At 42.9% G+C, this 19,313-nt stretch carries 14 protein-coding genes; 2 read left to right on the forward strand and 12 right to left on the reverse strand.

From position 1 onward, the window contains the following. Positions 1 to 166 precede the first annotated feature (166 nt). The 3 genes from UQ64_RS32720 to UQ64_RS32600 all read right to left on the reverse strand — a co-directional run bounded on the left by UQ64_RS32720 (position 167) and on the right by UQ64_RS32600 (position 4,834). The gene (locus UQ64_RS32720; RefSeq protein WP_342447608.1) at positions 167 to 1,066 is read right to left on the reverse strand and encodes an S-layer homology domain-containing protein; all 900 of its coding nucleotides are present in this window, start codon (positions 1,064 to 1,066) and stop codon (positions 167 to 169) included. A gap of 293 nt (positions 1,067 to 1,359) precedes the next feature. After that, positions 1,360 to 4,335, reverse strand: coding sequence for an endo-1,4-beta-xylanase (locus tag UQ64_RS32300; RefSeq protein ID WP_342447600.1), 2,976 nt, complete (start codon positions 4,333 to 4,335; stop codon positions 1,360 to 1,362). Positions 4,336 to 4,381: 46 nt separating this feature from the next. Beyond that, entirely contained in the window at positions 4,382 to 4,834 is a 453-nt protein-coding gene (locus tag UQ64_RS32600; protein ID WP_167348508.1) for a polysaccharide deacetylase family protein, read from the reverse strand. 441 nt (positions 4,835 to 5,275) lie between these two features. Here UQ64_RS32600 and UQ64_RS20680 point away from each other — a divergent pair, with 441 nt between their 5' ends. Further along, complete coding sequence (locus UQ64_RS20680) at positions 5,276 to 7,930, forward strand: cation-translocating P-type ATPase (protein WP_060625357.1); 2,655 nt, start codon at positions 5,276 to 5,278, stop codon at positions 7,928 to 7,930. 113 nt (positions 7,931 to 8,043) lie between these two features. Here UQ64_RS20680 and UQ64_RS20685 read toward each other — a convergent pair whose 3' ends face one another. Next, complete coding sequence (locus UQ64_RS20685; RefSeq protein ID WP_060625358.1) at positions 8,044 to 8,490, reverse strand: V4R domain-containing protein; 447 nt, start codon at positions 8,488 to 8,490, stop codon at positions 8,044 to 8,046. Positions 8,491 to 8,823: 333 nt separating this feature from the next. Between UQ64_RS20685 and UQ64_RS20690 the strand changes: the two genes are divergently transcribed. Beyond that, entirely contained in the window at positions 8,824 to 10,755 is a 1,932-nt protein-coding gene (locus UQ64_RS20690) for an ATP-dependent DNA helicase (protein ID WP_156417625.1), read from the forward strand. Positions 10,756 to 10,957: 202 nt separating this feature from the next. Here the strand turns inward: UQ64_RS20690 and UQ64_RS20695 are convergent, their stop codons facing one another. The 8 genes from UQ64_RS20695 to UQ64_RS20725 form a co-directional block, all read right to left on the reverse strand. Further along, positions 10,958 to 11,587, reverse strand: coding sequence for a GyrI-like domain-containing protein (locus UQ64_RS20695; protein WP_060625360.1), 630 nt, complete (start codon positions 11,585 to 11,587; stop codon positions 10,958 to 10,960). A 35-nt stretch (positions 11,588 to 11,622) separates the two neighbouring features. After that, positions 11,623 to 12,807 (reverse strand): sensor histidine kinase, encoded by a 1,185-nt coding sequence (locus UQ64_RS20700; RefSeq protein WP_060625361.1) that lies wholly within the window; start codon positions 12,805 to 12,807, stop codon positions 11,623 to 11,625. Between the two features lie 186 nt (positions 12,808 to 12,993). Beyond that, complete coding sequence (locus UQ64_RS31760) at positions 12,994 to 13,134, reverse strand: hypothetical protein (RefSeq protein ID WP_209445850.1); 141 nt, start codon at positions 13,132 to 13,134, stop codon at positions 12,994 to 12,996. A 38-nt stretch (positions 13,135 to 13,172) separates the two neighbouring features. Next, the gene (locus UQ64_RS20705) at positions 13,173 to 14,060 is read right to left on the reverse strand and encodes an ROK family protein (RefSeq protein ID WP_060625362.1); all 888 of its coding nucleotides are present in this window, start codon (positions 14,058 to 14,060) and stop codon (positions 13,173 to 13,175) included. 21 nt (positions 14,061 to 14,081) lie between these two features. Continuing rightward, entirely contained in the window at positions 14,082 to 15,563 is a 1,482-nt protein-coding gene (locus UQ64_RS20710) for a glycoside hydrolase family 32 protein (RefSeq protein WP_060625363.1), read from the reverse strand. Positions 15,564 to 15,625: 62 nt separating this feature from the next. Beyond that, on the reverse strand, positions 15,626 to 17,236 hold the full coding sequence (locus UQ64_RS20715) for an ABC transporter substrate-binding protein (RefSeq protein ID WP_060625364.1): 1,611 nt from the start codon (positions 17,234 to 17,236) through the stop codon (positions 15,626 to 15,628). Positions 17,237 to 17,297: 61 nt separating this feature from the next. Then, entirely contained in the window at positions 17,298 to 18,179 is an 882-nt protein-coding gene (locus UQ64_RS20720; protein WP_060625365.1) for a carbohydrate ABC transporter permease, read from the reverse strand. A 17-nt stretch (positions 18,180 to 18,196) separates the two neighbouring features. Continuing rightward, on the reverse strand, positions 18,197 to 19,120 hold the full coding sequence (locus tag UQ64_RS20725; RefSeq protein WP_425339613.1) for an ABC transporter permease: 924 nt from the start codon (positions 19,118 to 19,120) through the stop codon (positions 18,197 to 18,199). Between the last annotated feature and the right edge of the window lie 193 nt (positions 19,121 to 19,313).

Below are 19,313 nucleotides of genomic sequence, written 5' to 3' on the forward strand. Positions count from 1 at the left end.
CAATTTAACGAAACACACAAAAAAAAATCGCTGCTCCTCTCCGCAGAGAGGTGAGCAGCAATTCTTGAAACTGAAGAACGCTAAGGGATGGATATACACGTATTTCCGCTCTTCAGATTAAATATGACCATCAGCCAATTCAGACTTCTTTTCTCTGCTGCCGGGACTACAGCTTCCAGATGCGGTACAAGATAACTGCCGCTTCAGCACGGGTAAGCGTATCGTTAGGCGCAATTCTAGCGTTCTTTCCGGTTACAACTCCGAAGTTGATCAACAATGATGCGCTGTCTTTCGCGTAGCTGGAGATGCTTGCTTCATCCAGATAAGCATTTAAAGCTCCACTCGCCTTGATTTGCTTACCGGATACCGCCAGTGCCCGTGCGGTCAGCACCATCATATCTTGACGAGAGATATCACTGTGTGGTCGGAACGTATCATTTTCATAGCCTGTGGCAATTCCCAGTTCCTTCGCAGTGACCAGTTCATCATAATAATAGTCCGTCTTTTGGACATCGCTGAACAATGCTGCACTTTTTCCCGTTCCCTTGAGTTCAAGCGCTCTGACGAGAAGAGCAATGAAATCCGCTCGCTTAATAGAATCTGCAGGTGAGAAACTATTCATGCTCGTTCTTTGGATGACATCGCGAGCTGCCATAACATCTATGGCTTTTTTCGCCCAAAATACGCTCTGAAGGTCTCCGAAGTTTTTCTTTACAAAGGTTACTGCATAAATGCTGAAGTGGGTCGTTTGAAATACAATCGTTTGGGTTGCAGCATCATATCGACCGTTCGGAACCGGCACTACATTACCTTTATCATCAATGTACCAAACAACGATTAAATCCGGATTACTTAGTTCTTCCGCTGTCGGTCTGTAAGGAATGGATACCGTTACAGGCGCGTTAGGGTTATTCCACGGAATGACTTTATCGCCTGATACAACGCTTAGATCAATAACTGGATGGTTACCGATCAAATTGCGGGTAGCTGCACTCAGGCTGTCCGCAGAGACTTTACTTATGCGTATGGACACTTGCTCAGCATGATCTGTTAAGTCGGGCAGCATATTGCTTGGAATTTGGATTGTAGCATTTTCCGTCTTAAGCAATAGCTCAAAGTTTTCTTTCCCTATCAAGCTTTGGGTAGGTAATTGTATATCATACACATTCGCATCCGTATACTTTGGCACTTCGATTACGATTTGTTTTTTTCCGTTTACTGCTGGGGTAGCCAGTTCAAGCGCTTTTTTCAAGTTATCGCTGGAGATCGTACCTATGGCACGGCCATTATCGGATTTCACCTCCAGTGTAATCGTAACAACACCATCTTTGTATGCAATGGCTACAGGCTTTGGAGTTGTTACTGCACTACCAGTGTTACTGCTACCAGTTGGTTCATTGGTTGGCGCTGGTGTCGCTGTTGGAACAGGTGTCGGAGTTGCTGATGGATCCGGCGTTGACGTTGGCGTTGGTTCCGTACCGGTAGATTTACCCTTGAGGGTAAGCACACCGTAAACAGATGTGTCCATATATCCATTACCTGTCGTTCGTTCCAAGCGGCAACACTTTGACGTGAGCCGTCTTTAGCATCATTGTTCTGTACATCGAAACCAAGCTCTGTATCGTCATCCGGAGTTATCCCATGAAGCGGAATCTTTACTTCAACCGTGTAGTTTGTTCCGGAAATGTGAGTCGCCGATTCGAAACCAGCTCCGATGCTTACAGGATTAAATGAGGTTTCGTTGTCAAAGTTGATTCTATACTGTCCATCATCACTTTGATAGAAGCTTGTTTTTGCATTGTTTTGATCCAAGAAGATTTCAACGGAGTCTTGTTCATATTCATTGACACTGCTTTTGTTAAGCTGCGTATCGTTCACCTGGACTAAAAGATAAAGATTTTCATCATCCCAAAGTGCTTTTGCTACACCATTTGCGCCCTGCCATGCCATCTGATAGCGATTAATCGGCATTGGGGCCGCATCGTTCCAAACGGCATCAACAGTCCCGTCAACTACAGGTGTTGCATATTTAGCGGTTGACTGGTTAGCATTTACAACATCAGGTGTATGGTCTGCTATAAATTTGTCCGGGGCGATTACCCCGTAATAAGCCGGTTTGGCCTTCAAGTTACTATCAAACAGCAATGGATTCTGAGAGGCTCTCCAGCTAGTACCATCATTCAGCCCCCAGAATGTCACGCGTGAGATATTTGCTGCGTGAGTCTTATAGATTTTAAACAGCTGTGCATATAGATAACCCTGAGCATTCGCTTGTTGCTCGGTAATCTTAGAATCACTTCCGGCCATGATGTCAAGCTCCGTAATACTTACTTCTACACCCAAGGAAATGAACTTCTCTAATGACAGCTTAACATTCTCCGGATTCGTGTTTATATTATAGTGCGCCTGCATACCAACGCCATCGATAAGAAGTTTACCTGGGTGTTCCAGCGCATATTTATCATTGATTTCTTTGACCATACTGTAGATAGCCTGTGCTTTATTCTGATTATCATCATTGTAATCATTGTAATATAACTTAATATTCCATTCAGGATGCGAATCCAGCACTTCTCTTGCTGCCAGGAATGCCTGCTCTACGTAGTCTGTTCCGATGGCGCTTTTCCAAGGAGCTGTTCGCAGCGCTGCTTTCCAATCTGTTGGGTTGGAAGGGTTATCGTTCATCGCTTCGTTTACAACGTCCCAAGAAATCACCTTATCGCCGAAATGCTCCATGACGGTTTTAATATGGGTCCTCAAATTCTTAAGAGCTTCCTCCCGGCCCAATGGGATCATGTTCTCTTCTTCATCTGTTGTTGTATTCAGCCACTCTGGTGTCTGCTGATGCCATACCAATACGTGTCCATGCAGCTTAAGTCCTTCTGCCAAAATTTTATCAACAAGCTTATCTTGTGCGGTAAAATCAAATTTGCCTGGTGAAGAATATGCCTGATCCGGTTTCATTGCGTTTTCTGCTGTAACGGTATTGTGATGCATCTTGAGAAGATCCAGTCTAAGACCATCCAGATCTGCAGCCGATATCGCGTTTCCAATCAGAAAATCGTTTTGATAGGCATCCTTGATCGGAGTTAGATCTTTTTCAATGTCGATCGTACCTGAACCTGTGTTTTCAAAGCGGATATCGTCGATATAAAATGAGGCTGTTGCGTTAGAGCTTTCCACATAGATGGTTAAATACTCTTCACTTATTGAGTTATAACGGTAGGTGCCTTGTAATTGAACCCAGCCGTCGCTATTACTAATTGCCTTCGAGGCAAGTGTATTATAACTTGGACTTGTACTGCCAACTTGCGTAGACAGCTTAAGCTCCGAGCTTGAAGGCTCGATCAACTTAACCCAGAGTGAAATTTTATATTCTTGTCCCTTGTCAATATATTTCTCCACACGTAACGAAGGTCCTTGCCAAGTATCCTGTCTACCCTCTACCTTCAAAGCGTAGGAACCATCAGCAGTATGATTAGCTTCATCGGAAACGGTCAGCTTTTCAGTACCTGCTCTACCTTCAAAAAAGCCTACTTTTTGATCCTCAAAAGTAACAGTGGTAAAAGGCAAAGCGGGGTCTCTAGATGGCTCTACCGTATCGAGTTTCTCTGTTATCAATATATCACCGATATAGAATGGAACTTCTTTCCCGTCCGCGTTTGATTGAAAACGCAGTTTTGTATTTTTGCTCGTATCTACAGTGAATTTTCCACTTAAGGTGATTGCTTTACCAGCTTCATAATTCGCGCTCGCAACAACGTCATAGCTCTCTATGCTTTGTATATAAGCTTGGGCACCGCTAGGTACATTCACGTTTTCGTCAACGTACACGGATGCGGTTACCGTGTAAGTCTTACCGTTTACAAGTTTTATCCCGCTGTAATCGAAATCAGCCGCGTCCCAGTCATTGGCTCTGTTGCTTACGTATAATGCTGTGCCGTCTTCATTCCCCGCAAAAACCTTGTCCGTGACTGTCGTCAAGCTTGCGTTCCCAGATTGCGTAGCAGCACCTTTGCCACTCGCAAAGGATTCGTGATAAACCGTTACCGGACTTGAGGGTGCTGTCGTATCGGGTGCAGGTCCACCAATCCAATTAGCAATTTCTGATAATGTTGTGCCCATTTGTACGTAATAACGTCCAATAGCATGGTCCCCTTGATTCGGATAACCCACTTTAAAGGAGTACTTTATGCCGTTCGCTGCAGCTGCAGACTGAACATCGGAATTGAAGTCGCCATAAGGATAAGCCAAAAGAACAGGATCTTTATTCGTGATTTCTTTAAGATAATTATTAGCCTCAGCTAATTCTGCGGAAGCATCCGCCTTTGTCATGGTCTTCCATTTAGCTTCAGCATGGTTAACCGTATGATTCTGGATACTAATATTCGGGGTGGTTGGTCGCTAAATCTTGCAGTTGCGCATGCGACATGCTGTAGCCAGCGCCAATCCATCCAGTGACAATAAATGCAACCGCATTCATATCATATTGATCCAATACCGGAAGAGCTTTGGTAACAAAGTCAGGTGTCCCGTCATCGAAAGTGAGCAAAATCGGTTTGGCAGGAGCTGCCTCGACACCGGCTTTAATGTTCACATATTGATCCGCAGTCAATGTATTATAACCGTTATCATAAAGATATTTCATAGTGCTCTTGAATTTATCTACGCTTGTATCTGTCCATTCATTCGTCGCTGTATCGACAATACGATGATACAATAGTACAGGAATTTCAGATGACGCAGCTTCCGTAACCGGTGCAAACAAACCTGACGGTATAAGTATCGCGATTGCGAGTAAGATCGAGATGACTTGTTTAAGTATTTTGTTCATTTGCACCATTCCTCCTAATTTTGGTCTTTAGCATTAGCGAATTCACATTATTTCACCTTCCGATTCTATCCACAACTATACTAATACTAAAGGTGTTACCCCCCATAATCATAGGAAAACACACGCAAGATCTTGGAATTCCCTATGTCTTCCCATGTAATAAGACCTCTTCATGCGTAATCCAATACTTTTCATTAAAAAGATTTCACAATATAGACGATTACGAATGATCTTTTTTTAGATATGCGCATACTAAGCTCGATATTTTGAAACTTGCGCCAAGTTGAATCGTAAGTTTGAAGATAGGTCCTGAAGTCTACTGATTTGACGAACTGATATAACATATTTGTGTAGAACACGCAGTTATGTGCACTTATGCAGTAAATCGAAGCTTATGAGACCTAAAAAAAGACACAGCACAGCGGAGAGGAGCTATCATTAGTGGAGTATTACCGCAAGAATGTAACAGACAGTTTACAGGAAGTGCAGAGTACAACTAGCGGGCTTACGTCGGCAGAAGTCAACAAACGACTGGAACGTGATGGTTACAATGAATTAAAAGGAAAGAAAAAAGATCCCCTCTGGAAACTTTTTCTTGAAAATTTCAAGGACCCTATGGTGGTCGTACTGCTTATTGCGGCCATTGTCCAGATTGTTATGGGTCAAGTTATGGAGTCGCTTATCATTTTCCTCGTGTTGATTCTCAATGCAGTTATAAGTGTCATCCAAACTCGTAAAGCGGAGAGTTCACTCGATGCCTTACAGCAGATGTCGGCACCCGAGGCTAAAGTGTTGCGGGATGGAGTCTTAAAAACCGTCCCTGCTAGAGAGCTTGTTCGCGGTGATATCGTATTACTGGAAGCTGGTGATTTTGTACCTGCCGACGGCCGTGTCATAGAATCGGGAAGCTTGAAGATCAATGAAGGCATGCTTACCGGAGAATCCGAAGCTGTAGAGAAGCATACGGATACCATCGCGAAGGAATCTCCACTCGGAGACCGTCGTAATATGGCATTCAGCGGTTCTTTGGTTGTATATGGCCGTGGAACCCTTGTTGTAACAGGAACAGCACTAACTACCGAAATCGGAAAAATTGCTGAACTCATTGAAAGTGCCGAAGCCAAACAAACGCCACTGCAGCGTAAGCTCGAAACCTTCAGCAAGCAGCTGGGTATAGCCATCATCCTGCTGTCCATTCTGATCTTTGCCATCCAAGCCGGACGTGTTTGGCTGTCAAATGATACAGTGGATACCACGGAAGCCATCCTGAATGCGCTAATGTTCGCAGTCGCTGTGGCAGTCGCCGCTATTCCTGAAGCTTTATCCTCGATCGTAACGATTGTCTTATCCGTAGGTACGAACAAAATGGCTAAGCAACATGCGATTATTCGTAAGCTGCCAGCCGTCGAAGCACTTGGATCAACCAGTGTCATCTGTACCGACAAAACCGGTACCCTAACCCAAAATAAAATGACGGTTGTAGATTACTTTTTACCGGAGGGTAATCGTGATCAATTCAATCAAGAGCCCGAAGAATGGTCTGAGGAAGCCCGGCGCCTCCTACACATTGCCGTGCTTTGTAACGACTCTAACATTAATGAAGATGGTAAAGAACTAGGCGATCCAACTGAGGTGGCACTTATTGCCTTCAGTAACAGCATGAATAAAGATTACAAGGAAATACGCGACAATTTCCCTCGTGAAGCCGAACTTCCTTTTGACTCGGATCGCAAGCTGATGACGACCTTGCATACTTTTAACGGACAAAAAGCAATGATCACCAAAGGCGGACCAGATGTACTCTTTGGTCTTTGTACGCATGTACTACTAAGTGGACAAGAAGTGCCGATGACACCGGAAATTCTTGATCGGTTCTTTGAAGCCAATGAGGAATTCTCCAGCAGAGCACTACGTGTACTTGCCTATGCTTACAAAACCGTACCAAATACGGTCACTGAAGTCGGACTTGAGGATGAACAAAACCTGGTGCTCGTAGGCTTGACAGCTATGATTGATCCCCCTCGGGAAGCTGTCTACGGTGCAATCGCAGAATCTAAGAAGGCTGGAATCCGCACCATCATGATTACTGGTGATCATAAGACAACCGCACAAGCGATCGGACGCGATATCGGCCTGATGACCGAAAAAGAAATTGCAGTAACCGGTCAAGAGCTTGATGCCATGTCCGACGAAGAACTGGATAATAAACTTGAGCAAATTGGTGTGTACGCCCGAGTCTCCCCGGAGAATAAGATCAGAATTGTCCGTGCGTGGCAGAGAAAAGGCAAAATCACAGCCATGACAGGTGATGGCGTAAATGACGCACCTGCCTTGAAGCAAGCAGATATCGGCGTCGCTATGGGCAGTGGAACCGACGTTGCTAAAGATGCGGCTGCCATGATTTTGACCGATGATAATTTTGTATCGATTGTGAATGCTGTATCTGTGGGCAGAACGGTATTCGACAATATCAAAAAAGCGATCGCCTATTTATTTTCTGGCAATCTGGGTGCCATTATCGCTATTCTCTTTGCTCTGATCTTCGACTGGATTAATCCATTCACGGCGATTCAGCTTCTATTTATCAATTTGGCGAATGATTCTCTCCCAGCCATTGCTCTTGGTATGGAGAAACCTGAACCTAATGTGATGAGCAGAAATCCAAGAGAACTCAAGGAAGGTATATTTGCCGGAGGAATGATGCAGGCTATTATTACCCGTGGTCTACTTATAGGTATAGCCGTAATTATATCCCTGTATATTGGACTCCAGCATTCCCCTGATATGGGCGTGGCCATGGCATTCACAACCCTAATCCTGTCTCGTACACTTCAGACCTTTGCTGCTCGCTCGAACAGTCAAACAGCTATTGAAGCTGGCTTTTTCAGCAACAAATACGTCATCGGAGCCGTTCTCGTCTGCTTTGCCTTTTATGGCATTGCGGTTCTGCCAGGAGTTAGAGAAATCTTCTCGATTCCGGCTTCGTTCGGAATGTCCGATTGGCTGGTTGCAAGCGGTCTGGCACTCGGTGCCGTTATCCTAATGGAATTGACAAAGGTTGTACGTAGAGCGTTTACGCCTAAATCAGCTTCTTGATCAACAATTGACTGAAAAGACAAAACAGCGATTCTCCATCTTTGGAGAATCGCTGTTCTTCTGTCGTTTACAGATCTGACTAAAGCAGCCGTATTATAAATATCACGAATTTTTTAATATTTGACTATGTATTCACAACATTCATCCCCATGAACATTACACTTCACTTCCCGGACGGAAACTCGTTTCCCACGTATTTTGGTAAGTGCTCCTTCGATTATGGCCCCCTCCAGGTCACATACCATTTTCCCTTCCATAACAGGTAAACCTTCGCAGAAACAATCATGTACTGCTATCGACATCCCCTTGTCATCTTCATGGGTTATTACAGGGATCCCTATCTTCAATTGTTCGAATAACCGGAAGAGTTCATTAACCGAGGTAACACCAAACTCTTCCCCTATTTTTCTTCCTATGGTCAACGTTGTACCCTTACCTTTCATGGGTAACGCTTGATATAATCCAATAAGTCTAATCGTTCTGAAAAGCTCTAAGGGTACAGCATCACCCAAATTTTCTCTTTTTATTTTTTTCATATCTGTAAAAGTAAAATGATCCATGCCCGTAGCCTCCAAATTCTTATGTCATTTATATTTCAAATTTAATTGATATATTGAGTATAAACGTATCCAATAAATGCTTTGTGATCCTACACACTTCCTATCCCTAATGATTGGAAGAACTAGGGTTAAAATCATTATTTTATATTCCGACACTTGACTGTTAGCGCTTCATCTACGATAATTACAACCTCACCCAAAAAACTGGGACTGGAAGAAAATTGATAATGAAAAGGGGCGGTCCTTATTAGCTGGTTAAGTGATCTCTATAAATTACAGAAGCAGGAGCTAAAAAAGGACATCGAGCCCTCTTTAGTCAATGCCATCTTTCGGATGTATGATAGATTTCCCAGGATTGGACTTAAAGAGCGGATCGGTCAGCAGGATATGTCTCTGGATATCGCTGATGCTTATATTAATGGCCGAAACGCAATGATTGAAGCTGGAGTCGGCATCGGCAAGTCCTTTGCATACCTCATTCCCAGCCTGCTCATAAACCAAATCGCAAGGCAACCGATCATTATTGCAACATCCTCCATACAACTTTCAGAACAGATACATAAAGATCTGAGATTCATCGGAAGCCGGCTCGGATTTACATCGGTTCGCTCCGTAGTAGGAAAGGGCATGGGGCAATATGCTTGCCGGTACAGAGCAGCAGATTTGTTACAGCCTGATGATTTAAGCTCCCCTCTATCTACAATTGCCCAGCGTATTGTGAATTATGACGTTGATGAGCGGGCAGATATTAAGGGCGGGGTTAGTGATGCAGTGTGGTCGAACGTTTGTGTGAATGATTGCAAATTTGAACGTTGTCATTATAAAAGTACATGTTCGTTTTATGAGATGAGAGCTAAGATTAACGCTAACGCCAGCGACATGGATTTTATTATCGTCAACCAGGACCTGCTCATCCGTGATTTGATCAAGAAAAAAGAAGGAACGAAGGGATTAATCACTGAACGGCCAGCTCTGATCGTAATTGATGAAGCTCATAATCTGGAAGCAAAGGTTAGAGATGCTAGAACGCTCGAGTTTACATACCGGAGAACCTGCCGTATGCTGGATGACACCTTACAGATTCTCTTCAAGCAATCCGCAGATACGGACCTAATGCCACAATTCAAATTTTTAAAAAGATGCGTTGGTCATATTTTCAAACAGGTAGAGGCAGATTTGCTGCAAACAGCCAAGCAGGATAATGACCGGATAAAAGTGTCGGAGATCACAGGGATTCCGTTAAAGCGAGGGGCCCAGGTTTTGAAAGAGTTTAATCTCAGCTTATCCGTCTTAACTTCCAAGCACGAGCGGGAGATCGACAACATTTTTGAAGCCATAAACGGACTTATAGATCTGTTTGATGTACTCGCCGGAGTGGAGGATAACTATCTGATCTGGGCAAGCAATACCCAGCGTGAGGCTACCATTAGTATCTGTCCTAAAGGCATAAGCCAGTTTCTGAGATATAGCTTATTTAACGGTAAGACATCTGTTATTTTAACGTCAGCAACCATGTGCCAAAGCGCTGAAACATTAGAGGAACAATATGCATATCTGACAGAGTCCCTCGGTTACTGGGGAGATTATATGGAGCGCCAGGCTTCGCTGTTTGATTATGACAACCACACCATGATGTATATTGCCAAGGACATCCCATACTACAACCATCAGAACAAGGTAGGTTATCTTGAAGCGGCATACAAGGAAATGCTGAGGCTCTGTAATTTAACGGACGGTCGGACATTGGTCCTTTTTTCAGCTAAGGAAGATATGAAGTACATTCATAATAAGCTGAAATCCGAAAAGCTTGCATGGGCGGTGCATGTTCAAAGAGAAGGATCGTCTCAGGACGGGGTGATCGCTGAATTCCGAGGGAGTAAAGGTGTCCTTCTTAGTACCGGTGTATTCTGGGAAGGCGTGAATATCGAAGGGTCCGATTTGTCGCAGTTAATTATTTTCCGTCTGCCTTTCCCTGTTCCTTCCGATCCTGTCTATGAATATAAGGCATCTTTGGCGAAGGATCCCTTAAAAGACGTTTTTGTACCGGACATGCTGCTTCGGTTAAGACAAGGAACCGGGCGACTGATCCGTAGTGAAACTGACCTTGGTGTACTCAGCATACTTGATTCCCGTCTGTCCGTTGCAGCCAAAAAGGATTACCGGGATAAGGTACTGGGATCTTTACCATTTAAAAAGGTTACCGAGGATTTTAGAGTTCTGGAGAAGTTTGTAAAAGAAAAAGGGATACAACTTAGTGAAAAGTAGAACCGGCTTTGCCGCCCTCTAAGGCAGGCGTATTCTTCCGAAGCAGCGATACTGCGTATCGCTTGGGGCATCCTTTTCAGCATGAAAAATAGTAAACAAGCCTGATGAGCTTCTGTGCCAGGCTTGTTTATTTTTGCTGTACTAGCTTTTCATCATATATCCATTGAACATTGTCGGAGGATTTACTGGCGTGATCATCAGTTTATATATCTCTTTCCACCTTAAATCGCAGAACCGTCTTCAGTTTTTCTGGCAATGTTTTTCGGGCATCCGTTAAATAAATTTCTTTATGTGTTTTCTCGGCTCTCCGAAGCTGATGATCCGCGCAATATTCCTCCATCATTGTAAATGTCTCCGGTTCATTATCATAACTACCAAGATGCATCACTTGCACACACGAACCCTCTATGATCTTGTCCAACCGAGCAGACTCCACATTGAGATGCCTTTTCTTACGTTGAACCTGCTCTTTTGCCCACTGAAACAGATCCTCTGTAACGAAGTCCGGCTGCCGAATCATCAATGTATAAATCAAATGATCCTTATCCAAGTAATCCAGCTTTCTTCCCTCTTCAGCTAAGTCCCAACATCCCTCTAAGGGAAACACCGTATATTCAAAATATCCTTCTGGTGTAACCCCCTGCTTCGGCATCATCCGAATCGCGTAAGACAGTGCATAGAGTACCTCTACATGTTCTTGAAACGCCTCACCGTTCGGGTCTCCCTTACCTTGAATCGTAAAATACTGCATTTCCGGTACTTCGATCAGAACGGGCTTCTGACCTGGTACATAGAGTGCTTTGTCATGCTTTTTCCACTCAAATTTCGTCATTCATTTATCATCCTTCCTTTAAATTGCTCGTAAGCTCAAATGTGATAATCATTTACCCAAGGCAAACTAACCATCACGCTAGTACCTACCTGAACTTCTGAATGCACCTTAATTTGTCCCCCATACATTTCTATTAATTGTTTACAAATTGACAATCCAATTCCTGTCCCTTTTTGCTTGGTTGTAAAGAAAGGGTCAAATATTCGATTTAATTTATCCTGTGGAATTCCTTCTCCATTGTCTTTAAAAATAAGTATAATTTCGTTAGTCTCAGCAGCGGTGCTAACTGTAATGTCTATTCTGCCTCTAAACGCTGTGAATGAATCAATACTATTTTTTAAAATATTCAGGATTACCTGCTCTAGTTGAGAGGCGTTTCCATACGTTAGTACTTTCTCTAGAGAATACTCCACAGAAAGAATAATATCATCACTAAGTATGAGTTGATTTACGATGTTATTAACTCTATGTATAACCTCGATAATGTTAAATACTACGCCGTTATTCTTCGCACTATCACCTTTTCGAGCCAGCACCAGGAAGTCCGTTACTAATCCATTCAGAGCATCAATTTCTTTGATGGTTATATCCAAATAAGCACGCAATTCATCCGCCTTGATCTGCGGTTCATATAGCCTGTTATTTACAAGCTGAGCAAATCCTTTAATCGAAGCAAGCGGGTTCCGTATTTCATGTGCCATACCTGCTGCCATTTGTCCCATAACAGCAATTTTTTGTTCATGTAACTTGTCAATCTGTTGGTTTTTATTAGATAAATAACCCTGTGCAAAGCCAGCAAAACGTGTCCAGTTGCATTCCATTAAACGATTATATAAAATCAATCGAATCGTAGAATCATCTTCTATCTCTTCAATGATCTTAAACATAACATTCTGAGCGATTAAGTTTAAATCCTTGCTCATTTCCAGTAAGATATCAAAATGATCTGCGAATATTACTGCAGTATAAATCCCTTGCTCAAAGCCCTCTTTTTCTAGTAAGTTTAGGTATTGGTCGTAATCAAATGAATCCAAGAACAGTGCTTCTACCATACTCATTAATATCGTACTGAATGTTGAATCTAACAATTCATTATGCGTCTCAACAAACCAGGCGGATTCAATACTTTTTTTCATATTCATAGAATGAAAATGCCTGTTTAGGATAATTGGAACAGCTAGGGTTAATGACGAACGCAATTCATTTTCACTATATGACATTTTGATCCTCCTTCTTTGTTGTTTTGTATTCAATATAAATGTATATTTTCCTGCTTTAAAAAAACAGTAAGTCACTATATTTCACCAAATTACGGAATAGTTTGGGATGTTGCTTATTTGTGTGGTAAATAAAGAAGAAGAGCCGCCAATCTTAGCAGCTCTTCCATTACTTCTATCTTCCTCATTTTAAGTCGTAATTACCCACTTTTGTCGATCAAGAGTAGGATCAAGCTCGCTTAGAGACAGTGTCGTTCCATCCGCCGATACTTCCAGCGCTTTTTTATGATGAACAGAGGTAATACTTACGGTTCCCTCTTCTTCTATCATTAATATTGAAAAACAAGAATCTCTATATTCTTTTACAATTAAGCAGAAATCTGACTTTCCCGTGCTGTGAGTCCAAGCGCCAGAGCACCGCATAATCCCGCCTGTTGGCCTAGACCTGGTGGAACGATATATTCATCTATGTGTTCTAAAATAGTACTTGAGCTGACATAACCATTCAGGTTCTGAAGCACGGCCTGCCGAATAAGTGGAAACAATTGCGACTGCTGCATAACACCACCACCCAAAATGATTTTCTGAGGAGAGTTAAGCAATATAGCACCTGTTATCGACTGCGCAATATAAAATGCTTCCATTTCCCATGCCATGTGATCTATAGGAAGCTCATGTCCCTTCTTCCCCCACCTTGCTTCAATAGCAGGACCTGCCGCCATCCCTTCTAGGCAGTCCCCATGATAGGGACATCCCCCTGGGAATACATCTTCAGGATGGCGTCTCGTAAGAACATGACCACCTTCAGGATGGACAAGACCATGAATGAGTTTGCCTTCTGAATACACTCCTACACCAACACCCGTGCCAACTGTATAATACAAACAGCTGGATAACCCTTGGGCAGCGCCCCATTTGGCTTCACCAAATGCCGCTGCATTGACGTCCGTGTCCCAGCCAAAGGGAACCGAAAAGTTTCTTTTCAAAGTGCCCAGCATATCGTAATTTCCCCACCCTGGCTTTGGTGTTGTAGTAACGTAACCATATGTTGGGCTATCTAGGCGTATATCGATCGGACCGAACGATCCAATTCCGATAGCTTCTACTTGCTTGCCTTGAAAATATTGTATAACTTTGGGCAACGTCAACTCAGGATGTTCTGTTGGGAAACTAATTTGATCTTCAATTATCCCATTTTTATTCCCAATGCCACATATAAACTTCGTCCCGCCAGCTTCAATCGCTCCTATACGCATATACATGACTCCTCTCGGTGACTAATTCTTGTCTTGCTCAGCAGAGGGAGTAAGCTCATAGATATCCAGGGAAATCAGCAAGTCATTCTCATTCTCTCCAAACACAGCAATACCTTTAGATTCTAGTCCAGGGAATATAAGATCCGAAATCACTGCCTGACCTCTATTACTGAACACCTCAACGGAAGAGCGATCCACATAAATACGGAGATCATTTGACTCACCAAGTGCTTCCAGTGTGGCTGAATGGGATCCTAAGAAATGTTCGTGGAAATCATGCTGACCCGAAGCCTTCCGGTCTACATAAAGTTCCTCTGTCTCACCGTTGATACCGATCACTGTTTGTTCATCCGAACCAACTCTTACTTTGAAGCCTACAGATTTACCCCGAGTGAACTCAGCTATAATCTCATAAGATTCCAAGTGAATTTCCTTAAGAAGAGTATTGATTTCTTGCACCGTTGCCTCTTTCACAGAAAGGACTTGTACACGAGCAGATTCCAACTCTTGCACCGGCTTCTGCACAAGAAAAATCTCCCCTTGTCTTGATTCGAGTTGAAGTTCTCTTGCAATTGTCATCTCGCCGCGGAATTCTTCTGCAGGGGTCTTGTTAGCATACATCCAGTTGCTCATCCAGCCGATAAATAGTCGTCTTCCATCTTCAGCCGGTATATCGGACCAGCTTACACCTGCATAATTATCCCTTCCATAATCAAGCCAGCGAACTTTTATCGAATCTTCATCTGGCGTGAACACTTCACCATCAAAATCCCCTGTAAAATACTGTGTTCTTGACCCTTCCACAAAAGCGGGATCCGCACCGATGCTCACTAGCATCACCCATTTCGTGTTCGAAGGATCACCATCAATGGCCAGCGGGAACAAGTCCGGGCATTCCCATACCCCGTCATGAGAACCGATTCCTTCTCCGAATTCACTGGCAAATGTCCAGTTCATCAGATCAGGAGAATGATATAGACATACCGTTTGGCCACAAGCTACAATCATCACCCACTTATTAGTATCTTTATTCCAAAATACTTTGGGGTCACGGAAATCAATGAATGTATCATGTTCAAGTACCGGGTTTCCTTCATATTTCGTCCAGGTTCTTCCGTTATCTTTACTATAGGCCAAGCTTTGACGCTGAATGGCTGGCTTGCCTTCTGGCATATCTAGATGGTGTGTAAAGATAGCTACTAGTCCTGGTTTATCTTTAAAAAATCCAGTCGTATTATTCCAGTCGACTGCGGCACTGCCGGAAAAAATCATCCCTAATTCATCTGGAGCGAGAGCGATAGGCAGTTCCTCCCATGTAACAAGATCCTTGCTAACCGCATGGCCCCAATGCATAGCTCCCATGGTCATTCCACCTGGATGGTGCTGAAAGAACAAATGATATTCGCCCTCAAAATAAACCATTCCGTTTGGATCGTTCATCCACTTTTCTTTAGGTGAAAAATGATACAATCCTCGGTAATTTTGTTTCGCAATCGTAGACATTATTGTTTTCTCCTTTACTCTTGAACACGGCCTTCACCGCACAATATTAATTTAATAGTTTATTATTTGGTTGCTCTGTCATAGCCGCCTTGTTTAATTTCAAGCCATTCTTTCAAGCCCAGACGGTCCAATTCTTTCAGATATTCATGCCACTGCGCTTCGACTTTACCGTTTTGATACCATTCAGTGCGCATTCTAAGTACATAGGCAAAAAGATCCGTTTCAATTGTCGTAAGGCGATCAAGCTCTTGAATGGAATGGAATACACTCGGCATTACGTTTTCTGCTTTCATATTTGGCGCCATGATGTTCTTGATAATATCCATTCTGCCTTTGGCATCATCCGGCATGGTTGTGTATTTCCCATAATAGGAATCAAGGATAGCTAATGGCCCACCGACACTTGTTTTCTCACGTAGTTCTACAGGAGCTGCACCCTCCAGTGGCAAATGTTTCAGCATTTCTTTTTCTTTATCAAATTCGAAAATATTCTGCTGTTTATCATCTCCATATGTCCCCCAGTTGTTCTGTACAGATTGAATCGGATCGAAGAGTTGATCAACCCATTTCGCTGTCGTTTCTAAGTTCTTATTGGCGCTTGTGACAACCATTTTGCCTCTTCCCAAACCAAGCGCGTTCGTTCTAGTTACGTTAACTTCACCATCGGGTCCAGCAAGTGGAGGCATAACATCGTAAGTATCATTAGCTCCAGTAATGTTGGCCTTATCCCATGAGAAGTAAAGTCCGTATCTCTGATCCTTCCCTTTTGCAAGGTAAGTACTCCAGTCCTGTGTATAGGCTTCAATATCAATGAGTCCTTCTTTATACAGCTCGTTAATAAAAGAAACTGCTTCTTTGTAGTCATCTTGTGCCGCCGTAAATATTACCTTCCCATCATTGCTCACAACCGCGTGGTCAGGATTCTCACCCAATCCGAACGAAGCAAATAGGAATGCCAGATCTTCTGCTCCCGGCTTGTTAATAAAGGACAATGGAATTTCGTCAGCCTTACCATTGCCATTTGGATCTTTTGTCTTGAATGCAATTAATACTTCTTTTAATTCTTCTGTTGTTTTAGGCATATCAAGGCCAAGCTTCTTAAGCCATTCCACATTAATCCAAGGCATACTATCTACCGCTTGGATTCTTTCTTTACCGCTACCCAGCTCTTCAATCCATGGAAAGGCATAAATGTTGCCGTCTGGTGCCGTAATCATACTCTTATATTCTGGTGCTTCTTCCAGTACCTTTTTAAAGTTTGGCATATGGTTCTCGATAAGATCATTCAGCGTAACGATGGCACCGTCTTTAGCAAGTTTGAGCAGCTCATAGTCGCTATAGTCCGCATTAAAAATTGCATCAGGAAGATCACCACTTGCCACAGCCAAGTTTCTTTTTTCAACAAATACGTCTTTCGTGAAATTCTTCCAATTAATATGAACATTCGTCTTTTCTTCAAGACGCTTATTAATCAGTTTTTCATTTGGATCAGCTGGTGCAAGTGGAGAGCTTTGCGTAATAAAGCTCAAAGTTACTTTACCGCTGGCGTCCTGTTCTTTACTAGCTGCACTTCCTCCTCCTCCACTACCGCATGCAGTAAGGAACATAAACGAAGCAAGTACAGATGCAGAAGCTACTTTCGTTGATACTCTTGATTTCTTAATTCTTTTCATAGGTTATGACCTCCAAATTAGATATGAATGAATTAATCTTTATCTATGTGCAGCCTGTTTCCTACTTAAGGGAACCGACCATAACACCTTTTTCAAAGTACTTCTGGAAGAACGGGTACATAACAATAAGTGGCAAACTGGAAACAACGATGGCAGCGTACTTGATGATTTCAGACAATCGCTTCATTTCCGCCATGGCGAGTTGATCGCTGATCATGCCCGGATCTACCTGATTCTGGATCAAGATGGAACGCAACACGAGCTGCAGTGGATGAAGATTCGAATGATCTAAATAGATCATCGCGTCAAAGTAGGAATTCCACTGGCCCACAAAAGCATAAAGAGCGAGCACGAAAACAATCGGTTTGGAGAGCGGTAATACGACACTGAAGAAGATTCGCATCTCCGAGGCTCCGTCTACATTAGCGGCTTCCTTCATTTCATTCGGAACTCCTTTGAAGAAAGTTCTAGAGAGAATGATGTTCCAAACATTGACTGCCCCTGGAATGATCACCGCCCATACTGTATCAAGCAGACCCAGGTTCTTAACGAGCAGATATGTAGGTATAAGCCCACCGCCAAAGAACATGGTGATAATAAACAAAGTCATGAAGAATCCTTTTCCTTTGAGCCTGTCATCAGACAGTGCGTACCCCGCACAGATTGAGACGAGAACGGTAATCATAGCAAATGAAACAGAGTATAAAACAGAGTTTCCAAAACCTCGGATCATGGCCGGATTAGAAAGAATTTTTTTATACCCTTCTAATGACCAGTCCGAAAGGTTGAATGATAATCCTTTACTGAGCAGCACAGACGGATCCATAAAAGAGGCAATCACTACATAAATCAAAGGAAGTACGATGATAAGTACGGCCAGTGTCAGGAAGATCGCGTTCAGCACGACGATAAAGCGATCTAATCCGGAATGTTTAATGGGCATAGCTTGTTGCTCCTTTCTTAGTAAAGACCTTCACCCTCATTCAGTTTCTTCACGGTGAAGTTAACTGTGAGGAGCAAGACGATGTTGATGATAGAGTTAAACAATCCTACTGCGGCTGAATAGGCATAATCGCCCGACTGCAAACCAATTTTATAAACATAAGTCGGAATGATTTCTGAGGTTGGCAAGTTCATCGCCGTTTGCATGAGGTAGGCTTTCTCGAAACCAATTGACATAATCCCACCGGCTGCAAGGATAAATACGATAGCCATAATTGGACGAATGGTTGGCAGATCGATATGGCGTATTCTTTGTAGAAGATTAGCACCGTCGAGATTGGCTGCATTATGTAACTCAGGATCGACATTCGCAAGCGCTGCTACATAAATAATGGATGCCCAACCGGCTCCGGTCCAAATATCGGATAGGATGTAGATCGAACGAAAGTACTCGGGACGAGACATGAACATGATTGGTTCACCTGTAAGCCAGGTGAAAAACTGGTTAATCGGTCCCGTTGGGGACAAGAAGATAAACAACATCCCGACCACAACGACCACAGAAATAAAGTTAGGGGCATACAAGAACAATTGAATGTTCTTTTTGACGCCTGCACGGCGAATTTGATTCAACATCAAGGCAAGCAGGATTGGAATTGGAAAACTCAGAATTAATCCGAAGAAACTTAATTTAAGCGTATTCATAAAGATAACTTCGAAATTGGGGGATGAAAGAAATTTCTCGAAGTTGTACAAACCAACCCATTCACTCCCCATAATCCCTTTGATTGGGCTGAAATCTTTAAAGGCGATAATCGCACCATACATAGGCCCGTATTTAAAAATAAGGGTCAGAATCACAGCTGGTGCGAGCAAAATATAAAGAAAGTAGTGCTTCTTTAGATAGTCTAGTAAGGAGCTCTTATGTCTCGTCACCGTTATTCCGTGTTCGGCTTCTATTGGGTTATGCAATGCCTTTACCTCCGTTCTTATCAATGTTTACATCTTGATGCAGTAAGGGCTTTCATTCTCACCTATGTCCTGCTGCTTTTACAATTTACCAAACACTTTATCGTTCGTCAATACATTTTGTAAAATATTTATGTGCATATGACAAAATATTTTGTTCATAAAC

It is taken from the genome of Paenibacillus etheri (assembly GCF_001012825.1).
GTDB lineage: Bacteria > Bacillota > Bacilli > Paenibacillales > Paenibacillaceae > Paenibacillus_AQ > Paenibacillus_AQ etheri.